We start from the raw sequence: 24334 nt of genomic DNA on the forward strand, positions 1-24334 counted from the left end.
AAAAATCCCTTTTGTGGCGCAGGTTTTCAGCCGTTAGCTCATTGTCGATTTCACCATTTCAGTAACGAATGAGTAACGAATCTCTTCTTTATCAAAAGAGACTACTTGGTAGAGAAGATTCGATCCAACGCTTCCACCGCCTCTCGTTGCATGTTTTCCGTCACATGGGCATATGTGTCTGCTGTAATCGTGATGGAGGCGTGGCCCAGGCGTTCGGAAATAATTTTCAGTGGAACTTTTTCCATCAGCAAAAGCGTTGCATGGGTGTGACGAAGGCCGTGGAAAGTTACAGGTGGCAGATCTAATTTTTTGACGGCGTTTCTAAAATCAACAGAAAATCGTTTCGGTTGGATGGGGGTGCCTTTTTTCGTGACCAGCACCCAGTCTTCTTCACGAAGGGGCCTTTGGAGTTGGGCTTCCAGATGAGATTTCCATGCGTTCAACGCTTCTAGTACCTGTTCGCTGACAGCAATCGTTCGCAAGCTTTTGGTAGTTTTAGGCTCACTGATATAAACTTTCCCCTTGACTTCCGAAAGGCTTCGCTCCACTCGGATCGTTTGACTTTCCAAGTCCACATCTCGCCACTGAAGCCCGGCAACTTCCCCCCGTCTCATTCCGGTATGGGCAGCTAGAAACACCGCCATATAGATAACCGGTGAATGGACTTGGAGATAGTTCAAACATTGTTGAAGCTGTTCGGGGGTAAGTACGGCTTTTTCTTTTTTTCGATTCGCTGGAGAGTCCACGCGGGTCATCGGATTTTCTTTCAAATAACCCCATTTCACCGCCTTTCCTAGCGCCGTGCGAAAATTGCGATGAATTTTGTATAGCGTGCTCGGTTCGTAAACTTCAGTCAATCTTTCATATAGCGCCTCGATTTGATGGGGCCGGAGTTTTCGAAGCTTGATTTTACCTAAATGCTGAGAGATGATGCGTACACTTTGTTCATACGTCGCCATGGTAGATGGGCGATTTTTTAATCGTACAGACTTTTCCAGCCAATGTTCCAAGTACTCTGCGAGCGTGAAGTCTTTCGTCCATAAAGCGATTTCGTCGGTTTCAAGAAGTGCTTTTTGCAAAGCTTCCTGGGCTTCTTTTTTGGTGGAGAAGCCCATCTTCCATTTTTGTGGGTATCTTCCCGTCCTTGGATCGAGGGGAAGATTGATGACATATGCCCATTTCTCGTTTCGTTTGACCACACGACCTGTCAATGCCACTCGTTTTCACCTTTCTTTTTTATACCGCCTGACGCAGTTTCTCATAGACCGTACAGGCTTCAGGACATTCTAAAACCCGTAGCGCCAAATACTTTGGAAGTCCAGCTTCCTGATGGAGACTTTGAAACGTCCAGGATGCAAAGCTGTGACGTGCCAAGAGAAACGTTGCAAAGAGATCGGATTCAAACTCCAACTTGTCGGTCCAGGCATAGGTTTGACGTAAAAAATAGTAGTTGGCGCATGGATGCAGGACGTGATGTCCCAGTTCATGAGCCAACACGTACCGTTCTTTCTGTTTTGGAAGGGCAGCTTGAACCACAATGTAGGGATAACCCAACAACGTTGCCGTCAACCCTTGAACCCCTTCGGGCAAAGGTTCGCGTTTCAATACGATGCCCATTTTTTCGGTCAATGCTTTCGGTTCGGTTTCCTGATAGGTTTGAATGACATTTTCTACAGCTTGGCCAATTCTCTGTGCAATCCCCATACCCTCAATCCCTTAGCCCCTTTCTCCATCCCTTTTCATGGCATCCCAGTAGAGACCGATCAAGATGCCTCGAATTCTCTCTCTTTCGACTTCGGTCAAAGGTTTGCCGTGGAACATCAAGCGCTCCTCGCGCAGTACATCGTCCAGCTCCAAAGGCGCTCCAAGGTTCTCTTGTTCTACGGGATCCGGTGCCAGCAAATCCGTCACTTGGATACCATAGAGTTCTGCCAACTTCTGGAGCGTTGGCAGGTCTGGATTTCGCTGTTCTTTTTCATACGCCGAAAGCGATGATTGTCCCATCCCTAAAATGGCCGCAACATCCGTTTGCTTGAATCCCTTGGCTTTTCGTGCTTTTCGCAAACGTTCGCCCAATCCCGCCACACAGATCCACCTCCTTCCTTGTTCTCTATCTTAAATCAAAACAAATATATTACGCAACAAAATAAATTTTTCTTTTTATATCACAAAATAACACTTGATATATCTATTTTCGGATATATAATCGCGTTTACCTGAGATAAACTTCCAAGGGGGAATCACGCATGAACGGTCTGGAACCTACGCATGCTTTCGACTCGACGGCAACGTTTTTGGATTGCAAGGGGGTGGCTCAGACCTTGGGTATCAGCAAAAGTCAGGCGTACACCCTCATGCGCCGCAAAGATTTTCCGCTGATCAAACTTTCTACCCGTTGCTATCGTGTCGAACGGGGGGCACTGATGCAGTGGTTGCAAAACTTTCAAAAAAGTGATTGACACCTCTTTTTTGTCGAGTTATCGTCGACGTCGACAACCAGAAGAAATACATTCCATAATTTCAAATTTATTCTATGTGAGGTGAAGAAAGCTGGAAATCTTAACGCAAAGCCGTTTGTCTATGTGGGAGACGTGCCCGACCAAAGCTAACTTCCATTATGTACAGCGTCTACGTCCACGAGGGATTCGTTGGCCACTCGTGATCGGCAGAGCCGTGCATGCCGGGATGGAGGCGGCGAATCTGGGAGCGGAAGAAGAGACAGCAGTGGATGCAGCTCTTTCCGACTTTGCTTTCCTTGAGCCGTATCTCTCTGCGGAAGAAACCGACAAGTATGCTTTGGAGCAAGCAAGGATCGAAGTTTATGTGCGGGCAGCACTGCGGGTCTTTCCTCGTTATCCCTTACTGGCGGCTGAACAGGAGTTTACGGTGCCGATTGTCAATCCGCAAAACGGCAGTAAAAGCCGCACGTATGTTCTGGGAGGCAAAGCGGACGGTATCGTCCTTTTAGACGGGAAGCGTTATCTGCTCGAGTACAAGACCAGCGGTGTCACTTACGATCACTTCATCGAACAGTACGGGGGCAATCGTCAGATCACACTGTACAGTGAAGCCCTGCAAGTCGAGGGCGCGGCGGTGCGCTATATCGGAAAGACACGCAAGCAGCCCCAAAAGGGAGAGACGCTTGAGGGGTACAAGGCACGGCTGTTGGAAGAGTTTCTCGCCACAAATGACAAAGTGGTGGAGACGTTCCTTTTTCCAACACCTGAGCAACGGGCTGAGTTTCAGGCACAACTGTGGCATGCCACACAAGTCATGGGATTTGAACGCAGGCGAGGGGTGCTTCGGAAAAATTATCACGCCTGCGCGGATTGTGAATTCCATGCCGCTTGTTTTCAGGAAGATAACTGGCAAAGCTTATACACGCGAAGTGAAACGTCTCATGATGAACTGCAAAATGCTCGTTAGTCACACACTCTTTCCAAGATAGAACGTAAGCAACGCAACCAACTCATAACGCGTGACAAGGGAGACGATGGATCATGGCAAACGATGTACAACTTTGGGACTCGAAAGTACTGGAACGACTGGGATTGACGGAAGAGGCAGCGAAGGAACTCCTGGAACACGGCATCACACTGGAAGAGTATGCGGAAAGTATCGGTCAGTCGGTCAAGGAAGAAATTCAAGACGCGAAGGTGATTTTACCGCGCTACAAAATCAACGGCAAACACTGGCAGGACAACGCCGGAGACTTGAAATCAGAGCTCACCGGGATCGTCATTGAAGCGAAGACGAATCGCGCACTTTTTGATCGGGAAGATGAGGAAAATCCGCGACTGCTTTGCCGCAGTCTGGACGGCAAACAGGGAACAGCGTTTTCCGAGGAGGGCGGCATCGTGGAACAACGCATCTGCGCAACGTGCCCCTTCAACCAGTTTGTGGCCGATGAGTCCGGGAAACGCCGCCGTGCTTGCAAGGAAACAAGGCGCCTGTACTTTCTGGAGGATGGCGCAAGCGTGCCCACGCTCATCTACTTGCCGCCTACCTCGCATAAAGTTTGGGATCATTTTGCGACGAGTGTGCTGGGCAAGGGTCAGCCGCTTTCCGGACGTCGAATCCGCCTGACACTGGAACTCAAAACCGAAGGATCGCGCTCTTGGGGTGTGCTTAAAACGCCAGAAACTCTGGAAGTTTACACGGGACTCGCCTTGATCCAAGGATTGAAACGAAGCAAAGAGATGGCCGAGACCTTGAACGCGATGATTCAGCAAGAAAAACCAGAAACGGTCGCTGTAGGTGAATAGAAGTGGAGAAAAAGTGTTGCAGTCGTTGTGGGGGCGTCTTCCCCGCAACAGAAAAGTACTTTCGACTCCATCTGGGCAAGGTGTCCAACACCTGTCGGGAGTGTTGCAAAGAACTGGATCGGGCTCGCCGGGAAAGGGAACGTGCTGCCAAAAAGGCGCGGGGGGAGAAAACATCCATCACTCGCCCGGAACTGGCCATGCTGGTGCTCAGAACGCTTTTGGCCTTGCAGGAAGACCGGGAGATCGAGGAAGCCAAGAAGCGACGCGCCCAGTGGGAATCCATGAAGCCCAAGCCCTGCTATCGACAGGAACACATCTACTTTTGAACACAAAAAACTCATCCCGCGCTGTGGGGGCGCGGGATGAATGAAAGGTGTATGGGCATTGACAAACCTCACTATAACGAAAAGCCACGAAAAAAACAACATTCCATTTTTTCATCACATTGCTTCCAGGCAGTTTTTCTACCTTTTCTCTTGCGCTTTTTGCAAGGAGTACTACGGTTTTGAACTCTCCGAAGACCCGTTGCCTTTATCCAGACAGGTGTGTCCGCATTGCCACCACCCCCTTCGAGAGCGGGTGAGCCTGCATCACACGCTGTTTTGGGATGGCACACAGTGGCGGGATCACGAAAAACATCGGTATCAGGTTTCCGTGTGCGCCAGGTGTGAAAGTTTAATCGCCAGTACCGCTAAGTCGCCCGTTTGTCTGTTTTGCAAGCAATCGGAGACGGAGCCTGTCACTGTGGGGGTGGACACATCATGGAGTTGATGGAACATCAACAACGCTTGCTAGAAGGGGTCAAAACGCGTTTGTCGTGTTGCTCAGGTGTTCTCTTAGCCGTCGATCCGGGGCTTGGGAAAACGGCTGTGACGCTTTCGTATCTCCGTGAAAAAGGCGCACAAAGAGTCGTTGTGTTCGCACCGAAAAGCGTGCTGGGTGTATGGCCACTGGGGGCAAAGCAGTGGGACTTGGCGCTCCCTGTGCATGTGTTGGACGGGAGCCTGGCCAAACGGGAGAGGCTGATTCGCGATACGCAGTGTGGAGTGCTCGTCACGAATTACGAATCGATTGCGAAACTCGAAGCGGCGTTGACCGCCTTTCGGCCCGACCTCATCGTCGCGGATGAGTGCCACCGATTGAAAGGTTGGCAAACGGTGAATGGAAAAGCTGCCGCGCGGATGGCCAAACGCATAGGCGCGAAGCGTTTAGGTTTATCAGGGACGCCGCTCCCCAACGGTCCCATTGATGCGCCGGGCCTTTTCCGTTTCCTCGATCCTGGCGTATTTGGGGAATCCATTGTGCGGTTTCGAGAACGTTTTTGCGTGGTGAATCCCTACATACCCCAGCAGATTACGGGCTACAAGAACATGGCGGAGTTCGAGGAGCGTTTCCATAGCCGAAGCATCGTGATGCAAAAACGCCAGGACCCAGATGGGACTTGGTCGGTTTATGAGCGCACCACGTCAGGATGGCAGTTTGCCGGAAAACTACCGAGTCTACCGGAAAAGATGGCAAGGGTCGTCCCCGTGGAGTTGCCGCGAAGTGTACGTCGCGTCTACGAGCAGTTGGAGACGGAGATGGTCGCAGAACTGGAAACGGGAGAGAGCATCACAGCGCCGAATGTTTTGACACAGCTTCTTCGGCTCACGCAGATTTCGGGTGGATATTTGGAAGGAAAACGTCTGCATGATGCCAAACTGGCGTCGCTTTCCGACCGACTCTCTGATTTACTCGCCGACCCAAAGCGGAAAGTGTTGATTTTTGCGCGGTTTCGCGATGAAATCGATGGGATTGCCGATGCCGTGGATCGTCTCGGATTTTCCTTTGCGGTGCTTGATGGACGCACATCGTCCTCGGATCGCACACGCATGGTCGCGGATTTTCAGGGAGACACCGACCTTCGCGTCATCATCGGTCAGATACAAGCCGTGGCCGAGGGCGTGACACTGCATCGGGCCGACACGGTGATGTATTACAGCCTCGATTACAGCGAAGCGCGGCATGCGCAAAGTCAGGATCGGATTCATCGCCTGGGACAAACATCGAGTGCCTGCCATTATGAATATCTGGTTGCAGCAGGCACGGTCGATGAGGACATTATGCAATCCCTTCGCCGCAAGCGTGACTTGGCTCAAGCCATTCTGGAGCGTCGAAACAGCCAGGCGGTGGCGGCGCGATGATGCCAGACCCCTACGAAACTTTTCATCCCGAAGATGCCGCGCCGTGGCGCGTCATCTTTCGCCTTGGCCCCAAATTTTTTGCGGATTCAACGTGGCTCCAGACAGAGCAAGTTTGCATGGAACACTGGCTGCATGCGCTTCGGTGCGCAGAGATTCGTGTGTGGAAAGACACCTTGATACAAACAGGCATGGAAGTAGGGAGCGGGAAAGAACATTTGGCCCGGCCATGGGAAGAGGGTAAAGCGTTTGTAGAGAGGTGGCTCTTTCCGCTTTGGGAACGCTGGCAAAAGATGCTCTCCTTTGTCCCGTTCCCCGATGGATCGTGGGCGAGAGAGCGGGTAGAGAACGGGGTGCTACGTATCCTGTCTCCCGATGCGGTAGAAGTCCTCAAAACGGATGTGGCGGCGCGAAGCGAACAGGAAGAATTGCTCTGGCGCTTTTTACGGGCGCGATGCCAAAGTGACCCGGAAAAGACTCGGCAACTGGAAGAGCTCTACCAAGCTCATGTGAAACTCGAGAAAGGTTCAGAAGGTTGGCAACTCAATCCCCGAGGGCAGGAGGATGCGGCGTGGATCGTTCAAACACTGCAAAGGCAGTTTCGGTAGGCGTTGGCGCGGCGGTGCGCAATCTAGCGGAAATCCTGGAAAAACAGCACGCGCTGGAAGTGGCTTGGAATCACTTTCAGTGGGCACAGACGAAAGAGCAGATTGATGCGGCCATACGGCGCATTGGTGAACTCGAGCAAAGATAGACAAAGCAAGGGGTGCGTGGCATGAGACCGTTGACCATCGATCGAGAGGCACTGAAACGCTTTGCCGACTTGTGGTGGGCGGACTTTGAGGGATATGTGGAGATTCGACCCATTGCCCATCACAGAGACTATGAGAGGGCGGCGTTTGCCGCAAGACTTTTTGTGCTTGCATCGGAATCGGCGGCAGATCGCGTGATCGAACACTTGAGCCAGCATGCCCACTTGCATCCTCATGTCGGTTGGTATGCGGGGGTGTGCCCCCTCGTCAAGGCTTCCGGTACAGCGGCGGATGTGACACATATCCCCGGCGCTTGGCTGGATTTGGACGATCACGGTTCACCGGAACGGTTGTCTGACGGACTGGAGCGACTGAAACTTTTCACATCGATGGGATGTACACCGACACTGATCGTTCAAAGCGGCGGAGGTGGAGGAAAACACATCTATTTTCGTTATCCCGAACCGCTAGATCGAGATGAAGGGGTGGCGCTCAATCGGCGTCTCGCGAGACTTTTGTGCGCCGACACGGCAGCCACCGACGCAGCGAGAGTGCTGCGCATTCCTGGCACCTGGCATACGAAAGGTGATCCGGTGCTCTGTGAAATCGTGGAAAGTAGTCACTGCGTCATTCATCCTGCAGATTTCATAGAAGCCATCGAGACACTGGAGGCACGGTTTGGGCTGGACACAGAGCCAGAGCCGATACGGGCTTGGAACACCACGACGGAAGGGTGGTTGCCGCTTTCTCGCGAGGAAGCGGAGCGTATGACGGAAGTATGCGCCCGGTTCCGACGCATGGCGGACGTATCACAACCGGATCGCGTCACAGAGCCGGAATGGGGAAGGCTCGCAGCGAATCTGCGTGCAGTGCTTCCGGACGATCCGTCACTTTGGCTCTCCTGGTGTCAGGTGGATGGACAAAAAGAAGGCAGTACATATGATGAGAAAAAGGCGCTGGAATACTACACGGATCGACACTTTCGCGCTCCTGTCCATTGCCAGGACATCGAGGCGGCGGCACCCCGTCCCGAATGCCGAGCTTGCCCATTTTTTGCGGAAAATCGGACTCCTGCCTTTTTGTTGCGCCGTCATGTGGGACAAGGTCGGTTGCTCGGTGCGCCTTCTGCGGTTGACCAGATTCGTCAGGGCGAGAATATCGATGAAACGGTGGTTCGTCGCGCTCTCCAGTATGAACGGGAAGCGCTGAACACGCTCCTTGCCGAGTGGATCGAAGCGGGAGAGACCGAGAAGGCCGCGCAAGTGGGGCAGTGGATCGAACGGTACGAAGAAGGAGAGAGCGTTCCCCAACATGAGCACACGGCAGAAGAGTCGTCAGATTCTCCGGGCGAAGAAACCGTGGAAGAAGACACCATCGTCCGTGTGCTTCAGGACGTGGAACAGCAGTTGTCCAGCGGTCATGTGGGTACGGGTGTACTGGATCGGGCTATTGCGCATTTGGCGCAATTAATGCAAAAAAGTGAAATCGCAGCGGCATATTGGATGAAGCGGCTGACGAAATCCGACCCAACACTGAGCCTGAAAGATTTACAGAGATTCGTTCGAACCTACGGGGCCAAGATGGAGCAGGCGGCAACGGTACTGGCGGCAGGCGGGGAGGGGATTTCGGTAGCGGGGGTTGCGGCGCAGACTGTGAGTCGGAGAGGTCGTGAGTCTCGCGTTCATCTGGTTGGGGAGTTTTGCCCGGGTGCGCCCGATCCATGGCTCGTGTGTCCAGACAGTTACATCGTTTCAAGTGATGGCGTGTACAAGGTGACGGAGGACGAGGAGAGACTGATCATATCTACGCCGATCTATGTTTCCGCGCGGCTCGAGCCAATGGAGCCCACCTCGGAAGCGGCGTTCGAGCTAACCGCTTATGACGGGTTTTCGTGGTTCACATTAACTCTCCCCAGAGGAGATTTGAGCGATACTCGAAAAATCCTGAAACTGAGTGCCTATCACCTGGGAGTTACCAGCACCAATGCCTCCAAAGTGATTGATTTTCTGAATGAATTCGAGCGGGCGAACCGTCATCGATTGGAACGGAAAGGCATCGCTTCGCGCATGGGGTGGTTTCGGGACGGTTTTCTGCTCGGGGAAAATTTTTTTGATACAGGTTCTGCTGGTCGAAAAGTCTCCTTTGCCCCAGAAGGCGGTGGAGATGAGCAGCTTTGTCAAGCGTTAACCGCTGCAGGCGATGTGCGCGAGTGGCAAAGGCTACTCGCCCCCGCTATGGGCTATCCAGTCATTCGCGTCCTGTTTGACGCGGCGTTTGTGCCGCCACTTTTGGATATTCTGGAGTGTCCCAACTTTGTGATTGACCTGAGTGGACGAACCAGTCGCGGAAAAACAACAGCGCTGAAAGTTGCGGCCAGTGTAGCGGGGGTGCCAAGGCGGGATGGCGGAGGACTTCTTCGCACGTGGAACCAGACCCAGGTGAGTCTGGAGCGCCTTTGTACCGCATCTTGTCACATTCCGGTGTTTCTGGATGATACGAAAGATGCACTGAACGAAAATGCACTAGGCAAACTGGTGTATTTACTGGCAGGTGGTCAGGGTAAGGGTCGCGGGCAAGTCAGAGGAGCGGCGGTAACCGCACATTGGCGCACGGTCGTCTTCTCTACCGGGGAATCATCGATCCTCACCTACAGCAAGGACGGCGGCACCCGAGGACGTGTGTTGAACCTGCACACGTTGCCGTTTGGTGAAGCCAGCCCCCGAACAGCCCAGTTGGTGCAGCAGTTGCAGGAGGGGTTGCAACGTCACTACGGACATGCCTATCCGCTTTTTTTGCGCTATATCTGCGCTCATCGGTCGGATTGGGAAACATGGAGAATGCGGGCAAGAGAGCTTCAGGCAAGCTACGAATCTCTCGTAGAAGACCCCGTTGCCAAACGTCTCGCACAGTATGTAGCGGCCATTCAGACCGCAGGAGAAGTGGCGCACGCGGCATTTGTTGAGGCGGGATGCCCCTTGCCGTGGGAGATGCTACCTGTGGATTTTGACTTGTTCGCACAGGCAACAGAAGCGGCGGAAGACCCGATTCGGGAAGTGGACGCATTAGAAGCGGCGCTTGAATTGGCTACGTCCAATCCCCATCGGTTTTATGGCCGCATGGAAGGACGCGAGAACGGAGAACCACCGACAGGAGGATGGCTTGGTCAATGGAAAGCAGGGGATTTTTGGGATTACATTGCTTTTTTGCCGAATGCGCTGGAAAAATTCATGGAAGAGCGCGGGTTTCGGTTTGAGGAAATTGTAGAGGCGTGGTGGGAGCGTGGATGGCTGGAGGGACAGGTAAGCCGCCGTGGCGGCAAAGAAATCTATCGTCAAAGAAAGCAAGTGAAGATAGCAGGCAACCCCGTGTTTTGTATATGTTTGAAAAAATCTGCCGTCGAAAATGCGACAGAGACGAAAATAGAGACGAATCCAGCGGTGTGTGAAGAAAAAGCAGGCAGGTGAAGGAAGCCGAGCCTGCTTTTTTGCGAGGTTTGTGAGTTGGTCAAAAGTGGACTCGGCATTTGCGGCCTCTATTTGTCCGATATTCGCATTTTCGAGTACGGACAGGAAGAGGACTAGACTGCCGTCGAAAATGCGACAGAGACGAAAATAGAGCCGAATTCAGCGGTGTGTGAAGAAAAAGCAGGCAGGTGAAGGAGACCGAGCCTGTTTTTTTGTGAGGTTTGCGAGGCGTCCAAAAGTAGACTCGGCATCTGAGGGGGTATTTTCGGCAATTTCCAATTTTCTCGAAAGCCTTAAATCCCTTGTGCTGTCTGAGAAAAATCGACTTTTTTCGATTGCGGTAATCACCGGTAATCACAAGTGAAAAATTGGTGATTACCGCCTCGATCTCAAGTGGCACAAGGGAAAACGGCATATATTTAAATATATTTAGTAATCACCAAAAATATATAGTGATTACCGTTCTCTTCCCTTGTCCTGCAAGGGATCGAGGTTAATTTCCAGCAGTGCGGTAATCACTCGACGATCATAGGGTGTTTTTAAAAGAAAAATCGAAATTAAAGTCAAAAAAGGTCAAAATTTAAGTTAAATCAAATTCATTTAAGCCGAGATGTCGAAAACGATCTCAAAAATCAATTTTTGAATCGACGATCTACATACCCTGATCGTCGAGTGATTACCGAAGCGACAAAAATGCCCGTGAAGCCAAGTGGCACAAGGGCTGAGAACGGTAATCACCAACTTTTTCGAGTGATTACCGCACTTGAAAAATGCCGAAAAATCAAGGGTTTTGAAAAGTGCTGGTGATTACCGAAAATCGCATTGAGTGATTACCGAACTCGAATTTAATGATTACCGGAGCGCAAAAATATTCCTAGGAACACCACAAAAAACAGAAAAAGGTTAGTGATATCTATCCATTCAAGTTAAATAATTGCTAACATTAGCGAAACTAAAACAGTAAATGAAGTCTATCAAATACCAGAAAACAACCTATACATGCAAAATCAACCATATATAAAACTAAAAAATTACGATATTCCGTCTATTTAAACTGGTAAATTCCCCCGATTCGAACGTTTGACGGCTGCATATACAGGGAGGGGGTATGTGTGGCGTTTCTCACCTCCGTCCCCTTCTTTATAGGGGTGATGGTGTGGCCGGTTATGTGCGATTGCGGCGTTTCGATGTGATCCGCAAAGACTTATTCATCCTTGGGTTCATTCTCGTCACTGGATCGCTGCTCTTGCATAGCGTCTGGTGGGACGAGAAGGCGGGGGTTGTCCCTGTGCCGACATTGCACGACGTGCAACTCATGGTGAACGGTGAGAATCCGGGAGGTTCCTGGCTGACCTATACGAATCCAGCAACGGGCCAGCCGATTCTCCATACTCTACCCTTGCAAAACGGCAACCTGTCTGCAGCGCCTTATGTCTTCGCATCCCGCTTTCTGGTCACCATCACACCTGCTGCGCCCCGTCCCCCGCGAGTTTCTCATGAACACAAGACTCTGGATGACAACGGCTTGTTCGATGAAATCTTGACGTTGGCCGCATCGGTTGCCGTGAAACCTGTGCCGGGCGGTTTTCAGGTGTGGGCGGCCCCAACGTCCAATGTGGCGGCTTTGCGAGTGGATGGACTCACCGTGCCGCTACGCTGGAATAAACCCGTTGTGGTGACGGTCTCCTCACTCGACACCGTGGAGGTAGTAGGGAAAGGCTGGACAGCGATGTGCAAATTCGACCTTGACAACCCCTTTTTTTCGAGCAACAATGCTCGACATTAAATCCTCAAATGTTCCATAAATAGAAAAAATATCAATTTTGAGAGGATGGCGGTGGTTTCATGCGTGTCTATTTGTCCGGGCCGATGACGGGACATCCAGAGTACAACTACCCGTTGTTTCGGCGGGTGGCGGCATTGCTTCGCGAAGACGGCATCACGGTGGCCTGTCCCACCGAGTTAGGTTTGGCTCCGGTACTTCCGTGGGAAGCCATGATGCACTCCGCGCTGCAACTCCTTCTTCAATGCGAGGCGATTGCTTTGTTGCCAGGGTGGGAACATTCGCGAGGCGCAAGGCTGGAAGCGGCAATAGCAGCTTCGCTTCAGATGAAAATGGTACGAGTTTCAGAGGAAGGCGTGTTTTCTTCGATGACGGAAGCGGAAAGGGAAATCCTGTTGACGATGCTGGACGCCTTGCGGGATTCCCGCGAGGCTGTATGTGAAGCGGCTCCCACTGCCATCGAATCATGAAAGGAGAAAAGCGTTGTGTGGATGGAGCGACAAAATAGCACAGATACCACTTTAACCGCGCACTTGAATCCTTTAGAAACCCAAGCCTACGGGTTTCCGGAAATACGCCTTGTGGCCGAGATGAGTACAGAAGAGTTGCAACGGATGAGCGCGGGAATTGACGCGGTGTATCGAGTTCTTTTGGAAAACGGCTTAGGGCCAGATTTTCCGAAAAGGGTCGGGGAACGTGTGGTTGTGGACATCGCCGCAGACGCAGAAGGCGGGCTTCACCTGACGTATCACGTCCCGACGGAAGCGAAAGTGCCCGTAGAGCCGCAAGAAGATCAAGAAGACGAGGAATCAGATGCCATTTGGCTCAGCTTTGCCTGTTTCGACGATGTGCTGGATTATTGTCAGGCGTATCCCTGTCTACCGGATGCCGCACTCTTGAAGTATGAAGGATTTTATATTCTCGACTTTTTGCATCAACCAGAAGGGGATGCCTGGACGAGACGCTGGGAATATGCGGTGGAGAAAACGTGGTCGGCGAAGGAACTGTATGAAAACGCCCGCTGGCTCATGGAGTTTGGTGCAGTGGAGCGACTGTGCAGGGCGGCAGGAGGAGGAGAAAAATGGGTTTAATCAACATCGGTTCGCGCCCGTCCTACGCGGCTTTAGATGCGGCTTTTGCCGTTTTGGGCGCACAAAGTGCTTTTTATGCCGCATTGTTTGATGTGGAAAGTGAAAAAGTGGTGCGTGTCTGGAAGAACGATTTTGACATGAAACTCCGAGAGGGCGATCCCCTTCCCGAAGGAAGCAGTTTGGCAAGGAAAGCTCTGGAAAGCTGGACGATTCAGACAGGGTACTACCCCGCTGAGCAAAGTGTTGTGGGGGTGACGTATCGCGGTGCGGCTATCCCTATATTCGATGAAGAAGACGATTGGATGAAATATATCTTAGGCTTGTACCAACCCTATCGAATGGATGAAGCGAACAAATATTCTAGCATTCTACAAAACGGTCTCGCTGACATGGCGATGGCGGGGGAAGGGTTCGCCCAAAACGCCGTAGCGTCTGCCGAACGTGCGGAAAGAATGGCGAAGGAAGTCACCTTGTTAGCCGAACACAAAGACCGCCTCACAGCCCTCATTCGTTTTTTGCGAGATTCCGCCGATGAACTGGAACTTTTGGGACTCAACAGTGCCATTGAAGCGGCACGGTTGGGGGCGGCAGGAAATCCGTTTCGAGTGATCGCTGAGCGGATGCGTAATTTCGCGCAAACTGCCAAAAAAGAGTCCCGACAAACAGAAGAGGATTTACGCCATATGGCAGAGGAAATCACCGACTTGCAAAGCATGGCGGAAGTCATGGCGGCAGAAGCCGAGGAAAAGGCGGCAACGAGCGAAGAATTGGCGGCGGCGGTGCGGGGGATGAGCGATACCGCACAGGCGTTGCAACGTTTGATGGAGCAAGTTTTGTGAAACACGGATGCCAGGTTGCGTTGGGTGTCGCGGTAGCTGTGTTGGTGTTGCCGGAGTGGTTCAGTTTTTGCAGTGGGGCGGATATTTGGATACCCATTTCCTTGCAAGAATGCAGAGTGGCGGGCGTTGCGGCTCTGATGGCGGGTTTTACCGTTACGGTTATGGAGTTTGTGAGGAAGAGGAAGGGGGTCAAAATCTTTGAACGCTGTAAATGACAAACAACATCCAGGGTTCGCCCGTGTGAAGGCGGCGGTCTATGACTGGGCACAAGAGACGGAGGATTCGGTAGAAAACGTACTGGCCTTTTTGGGGAGAAGGCCAACTTTGGGATTGGCGATGCAGCTACTTGGCGTAGATGGACTAGCGGAACGGGTAGCCTTGATGGCCTGGCTGAAAGATTGCGGGTTGCCTGTCCCTCGTATCACTCAGAGGGAACAGCGAATCATGGACGATTGGAGAGATGGCTTATGTTTATCCTCGCGTGCTTTGTCCTCATAGCCATATGCGCTGCAGGGTTGCGGGAAATCGGGCGAAATCGATGAACCCGATGCACCATCAAAGACTGGCGATCCTTTGGGCCTGGAGAGTCAGAGGCAGGGCGCAGTCGATGCGTATCCCCATGGAAGATGTGTGCTAGGAAGCGTATGTGGGGCTTTGTTTAGCCGCCGCAAGATACCGACCTGAATTAGGCGTTGCGTTTTCCACGTTCGCCACCGCCTGGATTCGAGGAGTCCTGGATCGAATGTTTGCGCGGGAGAGCCGCACAGGCGCGAAACTCAAAAACGTTGCGCGAAAAAAGTGGAAGGAACAGCCGGAAGATATGTGGATGTTTACAGGAAAACGTGTGGATTTGGATGAAACGCGGGTAGAAGTGCAGGAAGCTATCGGCTTGTTGCCGCGAAACGTGCAGCAGACGGTCTGGCTACGGGTACTCGGATACAACACTTACGAAATCGCGGCGAGACGAGGGCTCTCACAAAAACAGGTCTCTTTGCATCTCAAGCAGGCAAGAACATTCTTGGCCCCCTACTTCGGTGTGGACGGCACAGGACGAAGCCCTCGCACCGTATCTTTGCAAGCTCCGCCTTCGCCTCCTTCTTTGTCAGGGGGGTGTGATTCGGTTGAGGCAACCTGATGATGAGGAGTCCAAACGTATACCAGATTGGCTGAAAGTTCTGGTACTTACGTTATCCGCGATTCTCGGCGGTATGGCAGGCGTATTTTTGCACGGACGCGGGTTTTGAACAGTTTGGTTCACAAAGTGGTGGTGAATCCTTTTGAAGTCTTTGAAATTCGTTCAAACAGTGATGGCGTGTGGCGCAGTAGGTTTTTTGCTGTTAGGGTGGTTTGCGTCTCGTCCAAACGCTCCTGTTGAAACAGTTTTGCGAACCCATATTCCGAATGGCAATGAAAGGGTAGTGAACTTCCTCGACATGGTTCAGCAAAACTTGAAGCGTCCTTATCAAACCGAAGTCATACCCAACGGGGATGCAACGATTGTACGGTTTGTTTACAAAAATATTCTTGGCAATCACATCCTCGATGTAGATTTCACTGTGCAACATGGAAAAGTTTCCTACAACAACATCGTTTCCTACGACTTGCTTCATGGGCATACGAAAGAAGCATTCCAGCAATGCGTCTCTATATATCAGACTGAAATCCTGTGATGGCGAAAGGAGTGGTGGCTGGTGCGGGAATCCGGGATACAACGCAACATTTTGAAGGCATTGAATGCTTTGCCTCAGACCAAGGCGATCAATCTGCACGGCAGTGCGTATATGGAAGCGGGGACTCCCGATCTATTGTGTGTGTCAAAGGGGCGTGTCTATTTCTTGGAAGTCAAGCGCCCCGGTCATAAGGCCACATCCATTCAACAGCATGTTCAGCGTGCCTGGAGGAATGCGGGGGCAAGGGTAGCGGTGGTCACCAGTGCCTCGGAAGCATTGCAAGTCGTGTCCCAATCTTATCCAGATTCTAATGAAGGCTGAACGTCTTGTGTTATCGTGTAATCGAACATGTGTTTGGCATTGAGAAAGGGGTTTTCGCAGGATGAAGGTGGATCGGCTGAAGCTCTTGTCGGCGCTCAAGGCAGCGCAACAGGTGGCAGGGAGAAGGACGCTCGATCATGCGCCACAGGCGGGGGTAGCGAAAGCACAAGTAGAGCAGGGGACGCTCAAGCTCACGGCGATGGGCGGGGGTGTGACGGTCGTGGAACGACTGGAGGTATGGGATGTCAAGGAGAACTGGAGCGGTGTGATTGCGCTGGCGAAGTGGCTCAACCTTCTATCGCGTCTGGAAGAGGATGATGTCAGGCTCGAAGTGAGTAACGAGAAAATTCGTTTACACTGCGGTGCGGCCAAAGCGGAGTTTGCCCTCTTCGATGTGCCGTATCCAGAGATGCAGGAGCCGCCAGGTGAGCGCATCCCAGTGGAGAGGAACCTGTTGCAAACGTTGTTGCAGGGCGCACCGGCGTTCTGGCCGAAAGAAGGCGGCACCGGGGATCAGTATGTTTCCGGAGAAGGCGTTGTCCTTGGTCTTCGAGAGGGACAGTGGATGGTTGAGAATGTGACGCGGGATGGGAGCCTTTGCTACCGTGGAGTGCGGACGAGTGATGCGGGCATGGATGGACAAGCCTATCTCACAGCGTCAGGTGCGAGAAGTCTATTGGCGCTCTTAAAAAATATGGCCGAACCCACGGTTTTTCTGTCGTTTCTACCGACACATTTGGCTGTGTTCGGAGAATCCCGATGGATGTTGCTGGAGCATAGCGCTGGAAAGCCGCTTCAGCTGGATAAACTTTTGCACGCTCAAGCGGAATGTATGTTCTGTGTCTTTGCTGCACATTTGGAACAGGCGGCTTGGCGGCTTTTGGCGGTGCTGGAGGACGGGCCGTCGCATCGCCCCACGTTGGAATGGCGGCAGGGGGCGAAGATGGACGAGTTGCGGATTAGCGGCGTAGACGATGCTGGAGAATATGAAGAAGTGTTAGAAATCCAACTAGAGAAAGGGACGTTGGCGCAGGCTTCGTATCATGCCAGGCGGCTTCAGATGGCCCTCTCTCACATGAACGGAGAGATTCGGGTGGAGAGTTGGGCGGGACAGGTCAACGCGCCTATTTTACGAATCCAAGGCGATGGTTTGACCTATGTGCTAGCGCCCATACTGCGACGTTAATCCAGGATGGGGTGATGGGTATGGATGCCTTTCGAAAACAGATGATCGAACAGACAAGAGAAGCGCTGGCGGTAGCGCGAGCGGAACACAGGCGTTGGCAACAGAGAATGAAAGCAGAGAAGACGAAAGAAAACATGCGGGCACTGCGGATTGCCAAAGGCACGGTACGTAGTTTGGAGTGGGAACTGAATTACCTGGAAAAAGGCGGGGAGCGCCCTTGTGGGCAAACGCTGGTGGACAACGAGTTTTGGAACCGCGCCTGCGGGACGCTGTCGACGGAGCCGTATCAGGCTCTCTTTGGTGGCAGGGAAGAGACAGCCGTCGCAACGTACAGCGATGTAGAACTTGAAATGGCGAGACATGAAGTACGAGTGCGGCTGACCTACAATGAGCGGGTGGTGTATGAGGCGTATCAGGAAGGCATGACTACGCGGGAAATCGCCCGCGTATTAGGTGTTTCGACGGCCAGTGCAAGGGATTATCTGCGTCGCGCAGAGCACAAGCTGTCGGAGGCAGAGTCGTTGCAGATGCCTTTGCCGTTTCGCTCCTAAGCCTTGCGATTCTACAGCAAGGCTTTTTTAGTAGCCAAACAGACTGAGTTGAATGGCTTCAGATGGCTCTTCGGTGCCCTGCAAACTCTCTACATCCGATAGATTCCATAACCCGGCACGAAACCGGGCGATTTTGGCATACATCGGTTCACGTTCAATCCCCGTCGCCTGGCATCCTTCAAGTACCGCCGCTTTGAGGGTACTGCCACTTCCGCAAAAAGGGTCCAGGACGTGACCGGCTTCGGGCGTGACCAGGCGAATCAGCCAGCGCAAAAGAGGCGTGGGTTTGCTGGTAGGGTGTGGATTTCGTGCCATGGTTTTTCGTATGGTACGACTTTTACCGGTTCCTATATGCTCCATACCTTTGTGGCGCGTAGGCATTTTGGTAGACAGTTTCGGAGGCACAGGAATGGTTCGCCCAAAGACGTCCCTGTCCCGGTCATCGGATGTGATTTTGACCGACAGGGTTTTCGGCGTCAGGTTCTCCACTTGATCCACACCAAAGTAGGGATGTGTCCAGTGGTCGGTATCCAGGGTGGCGACATTGGCCGGATAACGTCCCCTCACTTCATAGGCTGTCCGGGAAGCGGTGCCGTCCAGACTGCCAAAATGGGAACGACCGCCTTTCCATCCGGATAGCGTCTCTCCAATGCGGCAACGGTCGACGAAATAAGCGCCGACGCCATAGCAGCGAAGGTTTTCTTCCAGTGTACCGATGAGCGGTTTTCGCGCGACGAGAACGGGTTCGTGCGCGGGTTTCAGGTCAGCACCAAGACCGGATGACAGGTGGTCGATGTGCCTGGCGCGGGCGATGTCAGGCATTTTTGGCATACCACTGGTGTAGAGCCAGATCAATTGATCCCGGATATCCAAACCGGCACTCTCCACGCCAAAGGCCAGCGCGTGATAGGTTTTCGTGCCCGCAAAGGAGAGGAGAAAACCGCCGGGCTTAAGGACTCGAAGGGCTTCTCTGGCCCAGGTTTCCACCCATTTGGCGTAGGCTTGGTTCGTGGAAAACGTGTCCCACTTGGCCCCGTAGAAGCCAATTCCATAGGGCGGGTCGGTCACGATGCTGTCGATGCTTTCCGAGGGGATACGTTTCAAGTGTTCCAGTGCGTCGCCGTTGATGATGTGTACTTGTGCCAAGGAGTTCGCCTCTTTCCGTGCAGGATGTTCATAGAGGAAAGAGGTGTGGAGATGGTCGCACTTCGTTGTGAGCGTGCTGAACGCGAAGTTGCTATTTTCGCTCATGAAACGATAAGATGAAACCAATATGGAAACGATGGCGTGATTTGATCTGAAAAGGTGGGAATCCCGATGCGCTGGATGGCAAAACTTTTGGCCATTTTTATTGTTTTACTAGCCATAGCAGGTTTCTGGATACCGCTCTTTTTTCCTCACGAAGAAATGGTAGAGCCAAATTTCCTGCTGACGGTTCTGGCGACAACAGGCGCTTTAGGTGGGATAGCTTTTGCGTTGTATGGATGGTATACATCACGTGAGATTCCTCGTTATATAGAGGAGTCAGCGAAAAAAATTTCTGAAGAGATGTGGCGAGATTTGCAACAAACCTTTTATCGACAACAGGAAGCTATGCAGAAAGTGATGGCATCCTATTCCGTTCAGGATGCTCATCAAAAAATCGACTTGTTAGAAAAGGCTATTGCGCAGGACCCTACGGTATATAACGCTTATGTGGCACTAGGTTATGTTTATTGGTATGAACTGAAAGATGTCATGAAAGCGGAAGAATGTTTTCGCAAAGACTTGGCCTATCACCCGGACAATGTTCAGTCGATGGCAGACCCGGCAGCACTGTTTGCAAGCGTTCAGGAATACCATGCTGCAATGCGCTGGATACGAGAAGCATTACAGCACCGGCCGATGTTGTGGAAAGATTTTGATGCGGATTCCAGACTGATTCGTTTGCGGGAAACGCATCCCAAGGAATGGGCGGAACTTTTGGCACCTGCAAAAAAACATACTCAGAACCTCTAGCTCTCTTCGCCTCCTTCTTTTAGGGAAGGGGGCGTTTTTCATCGACACGGTTTATATCGAGGACAATCGATTCTTTCAAAAAAACGGTAAAACGTATGCCGTGTATCAGCTGCCGCTCTTGCCGTATGAACACCAGTCCGACACGGTGCGAGGACAAGTGGTGCGACAACTGGACATCTTTTTCCATAACTATCACGGCCAGGGTCAACTCTACAGCCTCTCGCGTCCGTTATCCAAGGAAGAAGTGCTGGAGCGCATGCACCGCTTCAGCCAACACCCGTACTGGCAAAGTCACGAAGAACTGGTAGGACTGCAGTTGGACAAAGTGGGTGTGTTTGAGCGCGAAGTCTTTCTCGTTCTGCCACTGCAAAGCAGTTGGCGGGTGACTTGGGACGCGGTGCTCAATCGTCCCGATGAAATGCTCTCTCGTGGCAAAGGTGTGGGACGCCATGCCCTGCAACGCATGGTACGCAGGCGCAAAAACGTCTCTCCCAAGGGAGGGCGTGCCCTCTTGAGCCTTGCGGAACTCACATCTGCAAGACAGGCGGAACAAACGCTCTTCAATCGCCTGACCGCCACGCTCCCCGGTCTTCTGCGTGCCACGCCAGCCGATGTGGAATGGCTACATCGATCCCCCTACTACCGAGGGCTTTTGCACGTCCCTTCCACTCTGTCGAACGGTGCCCCCGCACACTTTCGCGTCGAATCGGGAGATGTGCTGGTGGAACCCGCCCCCCTATCGCTCGATTTGGCCGATGCAGTGGTGAGGGAAGACTTGTTTCGTGTTCGAGTGGAACATGCGGATAGCCAGACTTCGTTCCAATCCGTCATGGCGGCGGCGCGGGTCCCTGAGCATATCCAACGGCTGGGCGACGAGTGGGTGTATGATTTGGTGGAGATGCAAGAATTTCCAGTCGATGTGTGTATCTCGTTTCGGGTACGTTCCCCGTCCGAGGCCAGGGATTTGGTGATTCGAAAGCGCAAGGTGACGATGGGGCAAGGAGAGGAGTATGCGCTGTCGGGGGAGGTGCCGTATGAGATTTATGACGCGCTCGATGCGGCACGGGGGCTGGAACAAAAAATCAAGGATGGTCAGCCGGTCGTGGAATTCTTGCCCCTTTTTGCACTCGGAGCCGACAAGGAAGGGGAATTGTTGCGGCGGGAACGCATTCTTTTGGAAGCGGCCAGCACGAGGGGGCTTCGTCTGGTGCATCCGCCGGGGGATGCGTATGCGCTGTTTGACGCGTTTTTCCCTGGGGGCACCGCTCATTTGGAGTCTCGTTGGCAAAATGCCTGTGATCCGTTGTTTTTGGCGGCATCCGGTGTCCTCGGTACGGCGCGGGTGGGCGATCCGGCGGGTCAATGGTTTGCCATGAACGCGCTGTCGGGGAAGCCTGTGTGGGTGGACTGGTTTCGGGCCATGATGGAGGAAAACCGCACGGGAGCCGCCGCGTTTTTAGGAACGTTGGGGAGCGGAAAAACCAACGCCATCAAGTATGCGGTAGATACCATGCTCTCCTGGGGGGCAATGGGGATTGTGGTGGACCCCAAACAGATGGAGTATCGATGTCTAGTGGAACTTTGGCCCAAAGAAAGCGTGTGGTGGCGGTTTGGACTGGATAGCACGTTACAGTTTACGCCGTTTCGTCTTGGTAAAGACGCAAGAGAGTGCAAGCAGTTTGCGGCAGGCTTTTTGTCAGTGCTACTCAACTTGGGATCGGATCGCGACAGTCAATGGGCGCAAAACGCGATGTATCATGCGCTGGATGTGTTGTACAAAGGCAAGCAGTGGGATATGCCGCGTTATCTGGAAGCGTTGCGTCAGGTAGCGACGGATCGGAAACGGGCGGAAGAAGAGCGACGAATGGCGATGCTGTACCACGATACGCTGGAGCGTTGGGGAGAGGACGATCAGGGTCAAGCGATGTTTGGCATCGATGGGGCGGTGCGGACGATGGATGAGATGGCCCAACTACTGGTGGTGTCCATCATGGGGCTCGAGTTTCCAGAGCCGGGGCAAAGCCCCAACCACTGGCGTCCAGGTCAACGGTTTGCCGTGGCCATTTTGTATCTCATTGCAAGGCTCGGTATGGTGCGTCTGATGGCAGCACCTTCTCATGTGAAAAAGTTTTTCGTCGTGGATGAGGCATGGATTTTACGGAGCATCCCGGAAGGACGGGCGCTCATGAACAGTATTCTGCTGATGAGCCGCAGCATGAACCTGGTCTTGCTTCTGGGACTGCAAAACCCCGATGTGCTCTTGCCCAGCGCAGAAGGCAATGACGATATCGCGGCCAACCTGGGCTGGATGTTTGTGGGACGCCTGGAGTCCGAGATTCAGGTGCGCCATGCGGTGAAGCTGTTAGGGTTACCAGAGGATGTGGATATCGGGGAGTATCGCACGGCGTTTTCCCGGTTTGAAAAGGGACTGGGGTATCTGCGCGATCCATACGGACGCATTGGACTGGTGCAGGTGGATGTCCTGGACAAGGAACTGCTGGAGCGGTTTTCCACAACACCGAAAGCGTGAAGGAAAAGAGACGAAGTTTGCGAGAGTTTCGTCTCTTTCAAAGATAGGTGGAGAAATGCCGACAGAAGTCAACGATGGCTAAATTGAGCAGAACAGGGGTGGAAACAATGTGGGCTTCGATTTTTTTGAATAGTTTGGGGTTGTTCACTTGCATTCCTTCTTGGGCGGAATTCTTCAAAGAAAAGGGAAAAAATGCTGGACCTTGGTTCATGATCACACTTGTTTTTACTGCAACTTATGCGATGGGAATTCTTTATTCAGTAGGGTCACCACCAAGTTTTCATCCCCCGGTGATTCATGTTACGGCAACTTATGTTTTGGGTTATATCATTTTAATCTCGGTGGGATTCGGTGTGCAGTTCGCTGTCCTTTCCGAACGTCAAAAGAAACTTTTGCCTGATCCCTCCGATCAAAGCCATGACTCCCACCGAAACCAAAGTATACAAAACCATTCCGATAGGGCTCAAAGCAAAAAAGATAAGAAACTTGGGCAAAAATCGAATGAACGGAAGGACGGAAAGAACGGCTGACTGGTTTGTAAAAAATACTAAGAGTTCTAATATAAAAAATCCCACTGAACTCCATCCATATAGTAACGGATGAGTGTGAATTTTGTTAGCCAAATAAGTAATGAGATGTCTCACGATATAGATATAAAAAATTGCGCAATAGATATCGATTACGATGGACAAAGATACCCAAATGATTACAGTGTCCAACAAAATAAAAGCATCATTTAAGTATAGGGCACCAGTGATGGGGATGCGCCAAATTGCAATTGGGCTGTAAAGGAGTTGAGTAAAAAACCAACTTGCTGTTGCCGAAATGAAAGCAAAATACTGTTTTTTTGTTTGGAAATTTTGCATTGATGGGATTTCCCCAAACTTATCCAGGGGGGCTTCTAGTAATGAAAGGTATAACTGTAGAAGATATTTCATTCAACAAATTCACTCCTCAGAATGTGGTTAAATCTTGTAATCTTCAGTGGATTCTATTGTGGGATGATAATTCCTTTTTAGGATGTCGATTGAAATGACTACGAAGCATTACGGAATCCTGGATACCTTCTTTTAGAGCGGTTTTTCACGACACCGAAAGCGTGAAGGAAAAGAGACGAAGCTCTCGCAAACTTCGTCTCTTTCAAAGATAGGTGGAGAAATGCCGATAGAAGTCAATGATGACTAAATTGAGCAGAACAGGGGTGAAAAAATGTGGATTAGGGTCATTCTATACGGCGTCGGGCTGTTAACTTGCATTCCTTTTTGGATCGTTGCTTTTTCCAAAAATACCAAAGCTGAATGGTTTTGGTTCACGATCACGTGTGGATTTACTTTCGATTACGTGATGATGCTTCGTCTGACATTCAGTCATCACCAAGCCGTTCATATTACTTTAGCTTATGTTCTTGCACGTGTTGTCTTTATTATCATTGGGGTCGACGCACAGTTTGTTTCTCTTTTCGCAACGAACAAAGAACTTTTTTCTAGAGATTTCGTACCCTCCTATAACTCCTGCCCACAGGAAGAACAACAACACAAACATGGCAAGCCACAAAAAAGGAAAAGCTAGGAACATAGGCAGAATTTTGATGAAAGGAGCCATTCCTGTAATGAATTAATTTCGGGTTTGAAACAAAAAGAGCGCCTCCTGTATGCTGGGTTCCGAATGCAGGACATTCATTCCCTAATTGAGGAGGACGCTCAA

Annotated in this window: 28 protein-coding genes; 24 read left to right on the forward strand and 4 right to left on the reverse strand. The window is 51.8% G+C overall.

Translation table 11 applies throughout. From position 1 onward, the window contains the following. Nucleotides 1-101 precede the first annotated feature (101 nt). Genes ACOJUR_RS08055 through ACOJUR_RS08065 form a run of 3 tightly spaced genes read right to left on the reverse strand, consistent with a single transcriptional unit; the run spans nucleotide 102 to nucleotide 2085 of the window. Complete coding sequence (locus tag ACOJUR_RS08055; protein WP_203114273.1) at nucleotides 102-1217, reverse strand: tyrosine-type recombinase/integrase; 1116 nt, start codon at nucleotides 1215-1217, stop codon at nucleotides 102-104. Between the two features lie 19 nt (nucleotides 1218-1236). Further along, complete coding sequence (locus ACOJUR_RS08060; RefSeq protein WP_072875193.1) at nucleotides 1237-1704, reverse strand: ImmA/IrrE family metallo-endopeptidase; 468 nt, start codon at nucleotides 1702-1704, stop codon at nucleotides 1237-1239. Nucleotides 1705-1716: 12 nt separating this feature from the next. Then, nucleotides 1717-2085: a helix-turn-helix domain-containing protein gene (locus ACOJUR_RS08065; RefSeq protein WP_072875194.1), complete on the reverse strand. Its 369-nt coding sequence runs from the start codon at nucleotides 2083-2085 to the stop codon at nucleotides 1717-1719. Between the two features lie 161 nt (nucleotides 2086-2246). Here ACOJUR_RS08065 and ACOJUR_RS08070 point away from each other — a divergent pair, with 161 nt between their 5' ends. The 20 genes from ACOJUR_RS08070 (at nucleotide 2247) to ACOJUR_RS08165 (ending at nucleotide 18102) form a co-directional block, all read left to right on the forward strand. Beyond that, a complete protein-coding gene (locus ACOJUR_RS08070) occupies nucleotides 2247-2459 on the forward strand; it encodes a helix-turn-helix transcriptional regulator (protein ID WP_072875195.1) in 213 nt (70 codons plus the stop codon). A gap of 97 nt (nucleotides 2460-2556) precedes the next feature. Beyond that, nucleotides 2557-3426, forward strand: a complete 870-nt coding sequence (locus ACOJUR_RS08075) for a PD-(D/E)XK nuclease family protein (RefSeq protein WP_420950525.1) — start codon at nucleotides 2557-2559, stop codon at nucleotides 3424-3426. 74 nt (nucleotides 3427-3500) lie between these two features. Next, nucleotides 3501-4265, forward strand: a complete 765-nt coding sequence (locus ACOJUR_RS08080; RefSeq protein WP_420949675.1) for a hypothetical protein — start codon at nucleotides 3501-3503, stop codon at nucleotides 4263-4265. Between the two features lie 16 nt (nucleotides 4266-4281). Next, nucleotides 4282-4635 carry a hypothetical protein gene (locus ACOJUR_RS08085; protein ID WP_420949676.1) on the forward strand — a complete coding sequence of 118 codons (354 nt, stop codon included), beginning with the start codon at nucleotides 4282-4284 and terminating at the stop codon, nucleotides 4633-4635. Between the two features lie 391 nt (nucleotides 4636-5026). Beyond that, on the forward strand, nucleotides 5027-6448 hold the full coding sequence (locus ACOJUR_RS08090) for a DEAD/DEAH box helicase (RefSeq protein ID WP_420949677.1): 1422 nt from the start codon (nucleotides 5027-5029) through the stop codon (nucleotides 6446-6448). Continuing rightward, entirely contained in the window at nucleotides 6445-7053 is a 609-nt protein-coding gene (locus ACOJUR_RS08095) for a hypothetical protein (RefSeq protein WP_420949678.1), read from the forward strand. The genes ACOJUR_RS08090 and ACOJUR_RS08095 overlap by 4 nt, the downstream gene beginning before the upstream one ends. Next, nucleotides 7017-7199 carry a hypothetical protein gene (locus tag ACOJUR_RS08100; protein ID WP_420949679.1) on the forward strand — a complete coding sequence of 61 codons (183 nt, stop codon included), beginning with the start codon at nucleotides 7017-7019 and terminating at the stop codon, nucleotides 7197-7199. Before ACOJUR_RS08095 ends, ACOJUR_RS08100 begins: the two co-directional genes overlap by 37 nt. Nucleotides 7200-7220: 21 nt before the next feature. Next, nucleotides 7221-10661 (forward strand): DUF927 domain-containing protein, encoded by a 3441-nt coding sequence (locus tag ACOJUR_RS08105; RefSeq protein ID WP_420949680.1) that lies wholly within the window; start codon nucleotides 7221-7223, stop codon nucleotides 10659-10661. Nucleotides 10662-11817: 1156 nt separating this feature from the next. Next, nucleotides 11818-12447, forward strand: coding sequence for a hypothetical protein (locus tag ACOJUR_RS08110; protein ID WP_420949681.1), 630 nt, complete (start codon nucleotides 11818-11820; stop codon nucleotides 12445-12447). A gap of 59 nt (nucleotides 12448-12506) precedes the next feature. After that, nucleotides 12507-12914, forward strand: coding sequence for a DUF4406 domain-containing protein (locus tag ACOJUR_RS08115; protein ID WP_420949682.1), 408 nt, complete (start codon nucleotides 12507-12509; stop codon nucleotides 12912-12914). Between the two features lie 15 nt (nucleotides 12915-12929). Beyond that, nucleotides 12930-13535, forward strand: a complete 606-nt coding sequence (locus tag ACOJUR_RS08120) for a hypothetical protein (RefSeq protein ID WP_420949683.1) — start codon at nucleotides 12930-12932, stop codon at nucleotides 13533-13535. After that, nucleotides 13526-14374, forward strand: coding sequence for a methyl-accepting chemotaxis protein (locus ACOJUR_RS08125; protein ID WP_420949684.1), 849 nt, complete (start codon nucleotides 13526-13528; stop codon nucleotides 14372-14374). The genes ACOJUR_RS08120 and ACOJUR_RS08125 overlap by 10 nt, the downstream gene beginning before the upstream one ends. Then, entirely contained in the window at nucleotides 14371-14589 is a 219-nt protein-coding gene (locus ACOJUR_RS08130; RefSeq protein WP_420949685.1) for a hypothetical protein, read from the forward strand. Before ACOJUR_RS08125 ends, ACOJUR_RS08130 begins: the two co-directional genes overlap by 4 nt. Continuing rightward, nucleotides 14573-14872: a hypothetical protein gene (locus ACOJUR_RS08135; protein WP_203114259.1), complete on the forward strand. Its 300-nt coding sequence runs from the start codon at nucleotides 14573-14575 to the stop codon at nucleotides 14870-14872. Before ACOJUR_RS08130 ends, ACOJUR_RS08135 begins: the two co-directional genes overlap by 17 nt. A gap of 148 nt (nucleotides 14873-15020) precedes the next feature. Beyond that, entirely contained in the window at nucleotides 15021-15509 is a 489-nt protein-coding gene (locus ACOJUR_RS08140; RefSeq protein ID WP_420949686.1) for a sigma-70 family RNA polymerase sigma factor, read from the forward strand. Continuing rightward, entirely contained in the window at nucleotides 15496-15618 is a 123-nt protein-coding gene (locus ACOJUR_RS08145; RefSeq protein ID WP_255567362.1) for a hypothetical protein, read from the forward strand. The genes ACOJUR_RS08140 and ACOJUR_RS08145 overlap by 14 nt, the downstream gene beginning before the upstream one ends. Nucleotides 15619-15651: 33 nt before the next feature. Continuing rightward, nucleotides 15652-16044: a hypothetical protein gene (locus ACOJUR_RS08150; RefSeq protein ID WP_420949687.1), complete on the forward strand. Its 393-nt coding sequence runs from the start codon at nucleotides 15652-15654 to the stop codon at nucleotides 16042-16044. A 21-nt stretch (nucleotides 16045-16065) separates the two neighbouring features. Then, on the forward strand, nucleotides 16066-16365 hold the full coding sequence (locus ACOJUR_RS08155; protein WP_420949688.1) for a VRR-NUC domain-containing protein: 300 nt from the start codon (nucleotides 16066-16068) through the stop codon (nucleotides 16363-16365). A gap of 61 nt (nucleotides 16366-16426) precedes the next feature. Then, complete coding sequence (locus tag ACOJUR_RS08160; protein ID WP_420949689.1) at nucleotides 16427-17551, forward strand: hypothetical protein; 1125 nt, start codon at nucleotides 16427-16429, stop codon at nucleotides 17549-17551. A gap of 20 nt (nucleotides 17552-17571) precedes the next feature. Then, nucleotides 17572-18102 (forward strand): sigma factor-like helix-turn-helix DNA-binding protein, encoded by a 531-nt coding sequence (locus ACOJUR_RS08165; protein WP_420949690.1) that lies wholly within the window; start codon nucleotides 17572-17574, stop codon nucleotides 18100-18102. A gap of 27 nt (nucleotides 18103-18129) precedes the next feature. Here the strand turns inward: ACOJUR_RS08165 and ACOJUR_RS08170 are convergent, their stop codons facing one another. Further along, nucleotides 18130-19353, reverse strand: a complete 1224-nt coding sequence (locus tag ACOJUR_RS08170) for a DNA-methyltransferase (RefSeq protein ID WP_420949691.1) — start codon at nucleotides 19351-19353, stop codon at nucleotides 18130-18132. 66 nt (nucleotides 19354-19419) lie between these two features. Here ACOJUR_RS08170 and ACOJUR_RS08175 point away from each other — a divergent pair, with 66 nt between their 5' ends. The 4 genes from ACOJUR_RS08175 (at nucleotide 19420) to ACOJUR_RS08190 (ending at nucleotide 24199) form a co-directional block, all read left to right on the forward strand. Then, nucleotides 19420-20100: a tetratricopeptide repeat protein gene (locus tag ACOJUR_RS08175; RefSeq protein WP_420949692.1), complete on the forward strand. Its 681-nt coding sequence runs from the start codon at nucleotides 19420-19422 to the stop codon at nucleotides 20098-20100. Between the two features lie 100 nt (nucleotides 20101-20200). Further along, a complete protein-coding gene (locus ACOJUR_RS08180) occupies nucleotides 20201-22630 on the forward strand; it encodes an ATP-binding protein (RefSeq protein ID WP_420949693.1) in 2430 nt (809 codons plus the stop codon). A gap of 74 nt (nucleotides 22631-22704) precedes the next feature. After that, entirely contained in the window at nucleotides 22705-23160 is a 456-nt protein-coding gene (locus ACOJUR_RS08185; protein ID WP_420949694.1) for a hypothetical protein, read from the forward strand. 811 nt (nucleotides 23161-23971) lie between these two features. Then, the gene (locus ACOJUR_RS08190) at nucleotides 23972-24199 is read left to right on the forward strand and encodes a hypothetical protein (RefSeq protein WP_420949695.1); all 228 of its coding nucleotides are present in this window, start codon (nucleotides 23972-23974) and stop codon (nucleotides 24197-24199) included. Nucleotides 24200-24334 lie beyond the last annotated feature (135 nt).

The organism is Alicyclobacillus tolerans (assembly GCF_048984885.1).
GTDB lineage: Bacteria > Bacillota > Bacilli > Alicyclobacillales > Alicyclobacillaceae > Alicyclobacillus_I > Alicyclobacillus_I tolerans.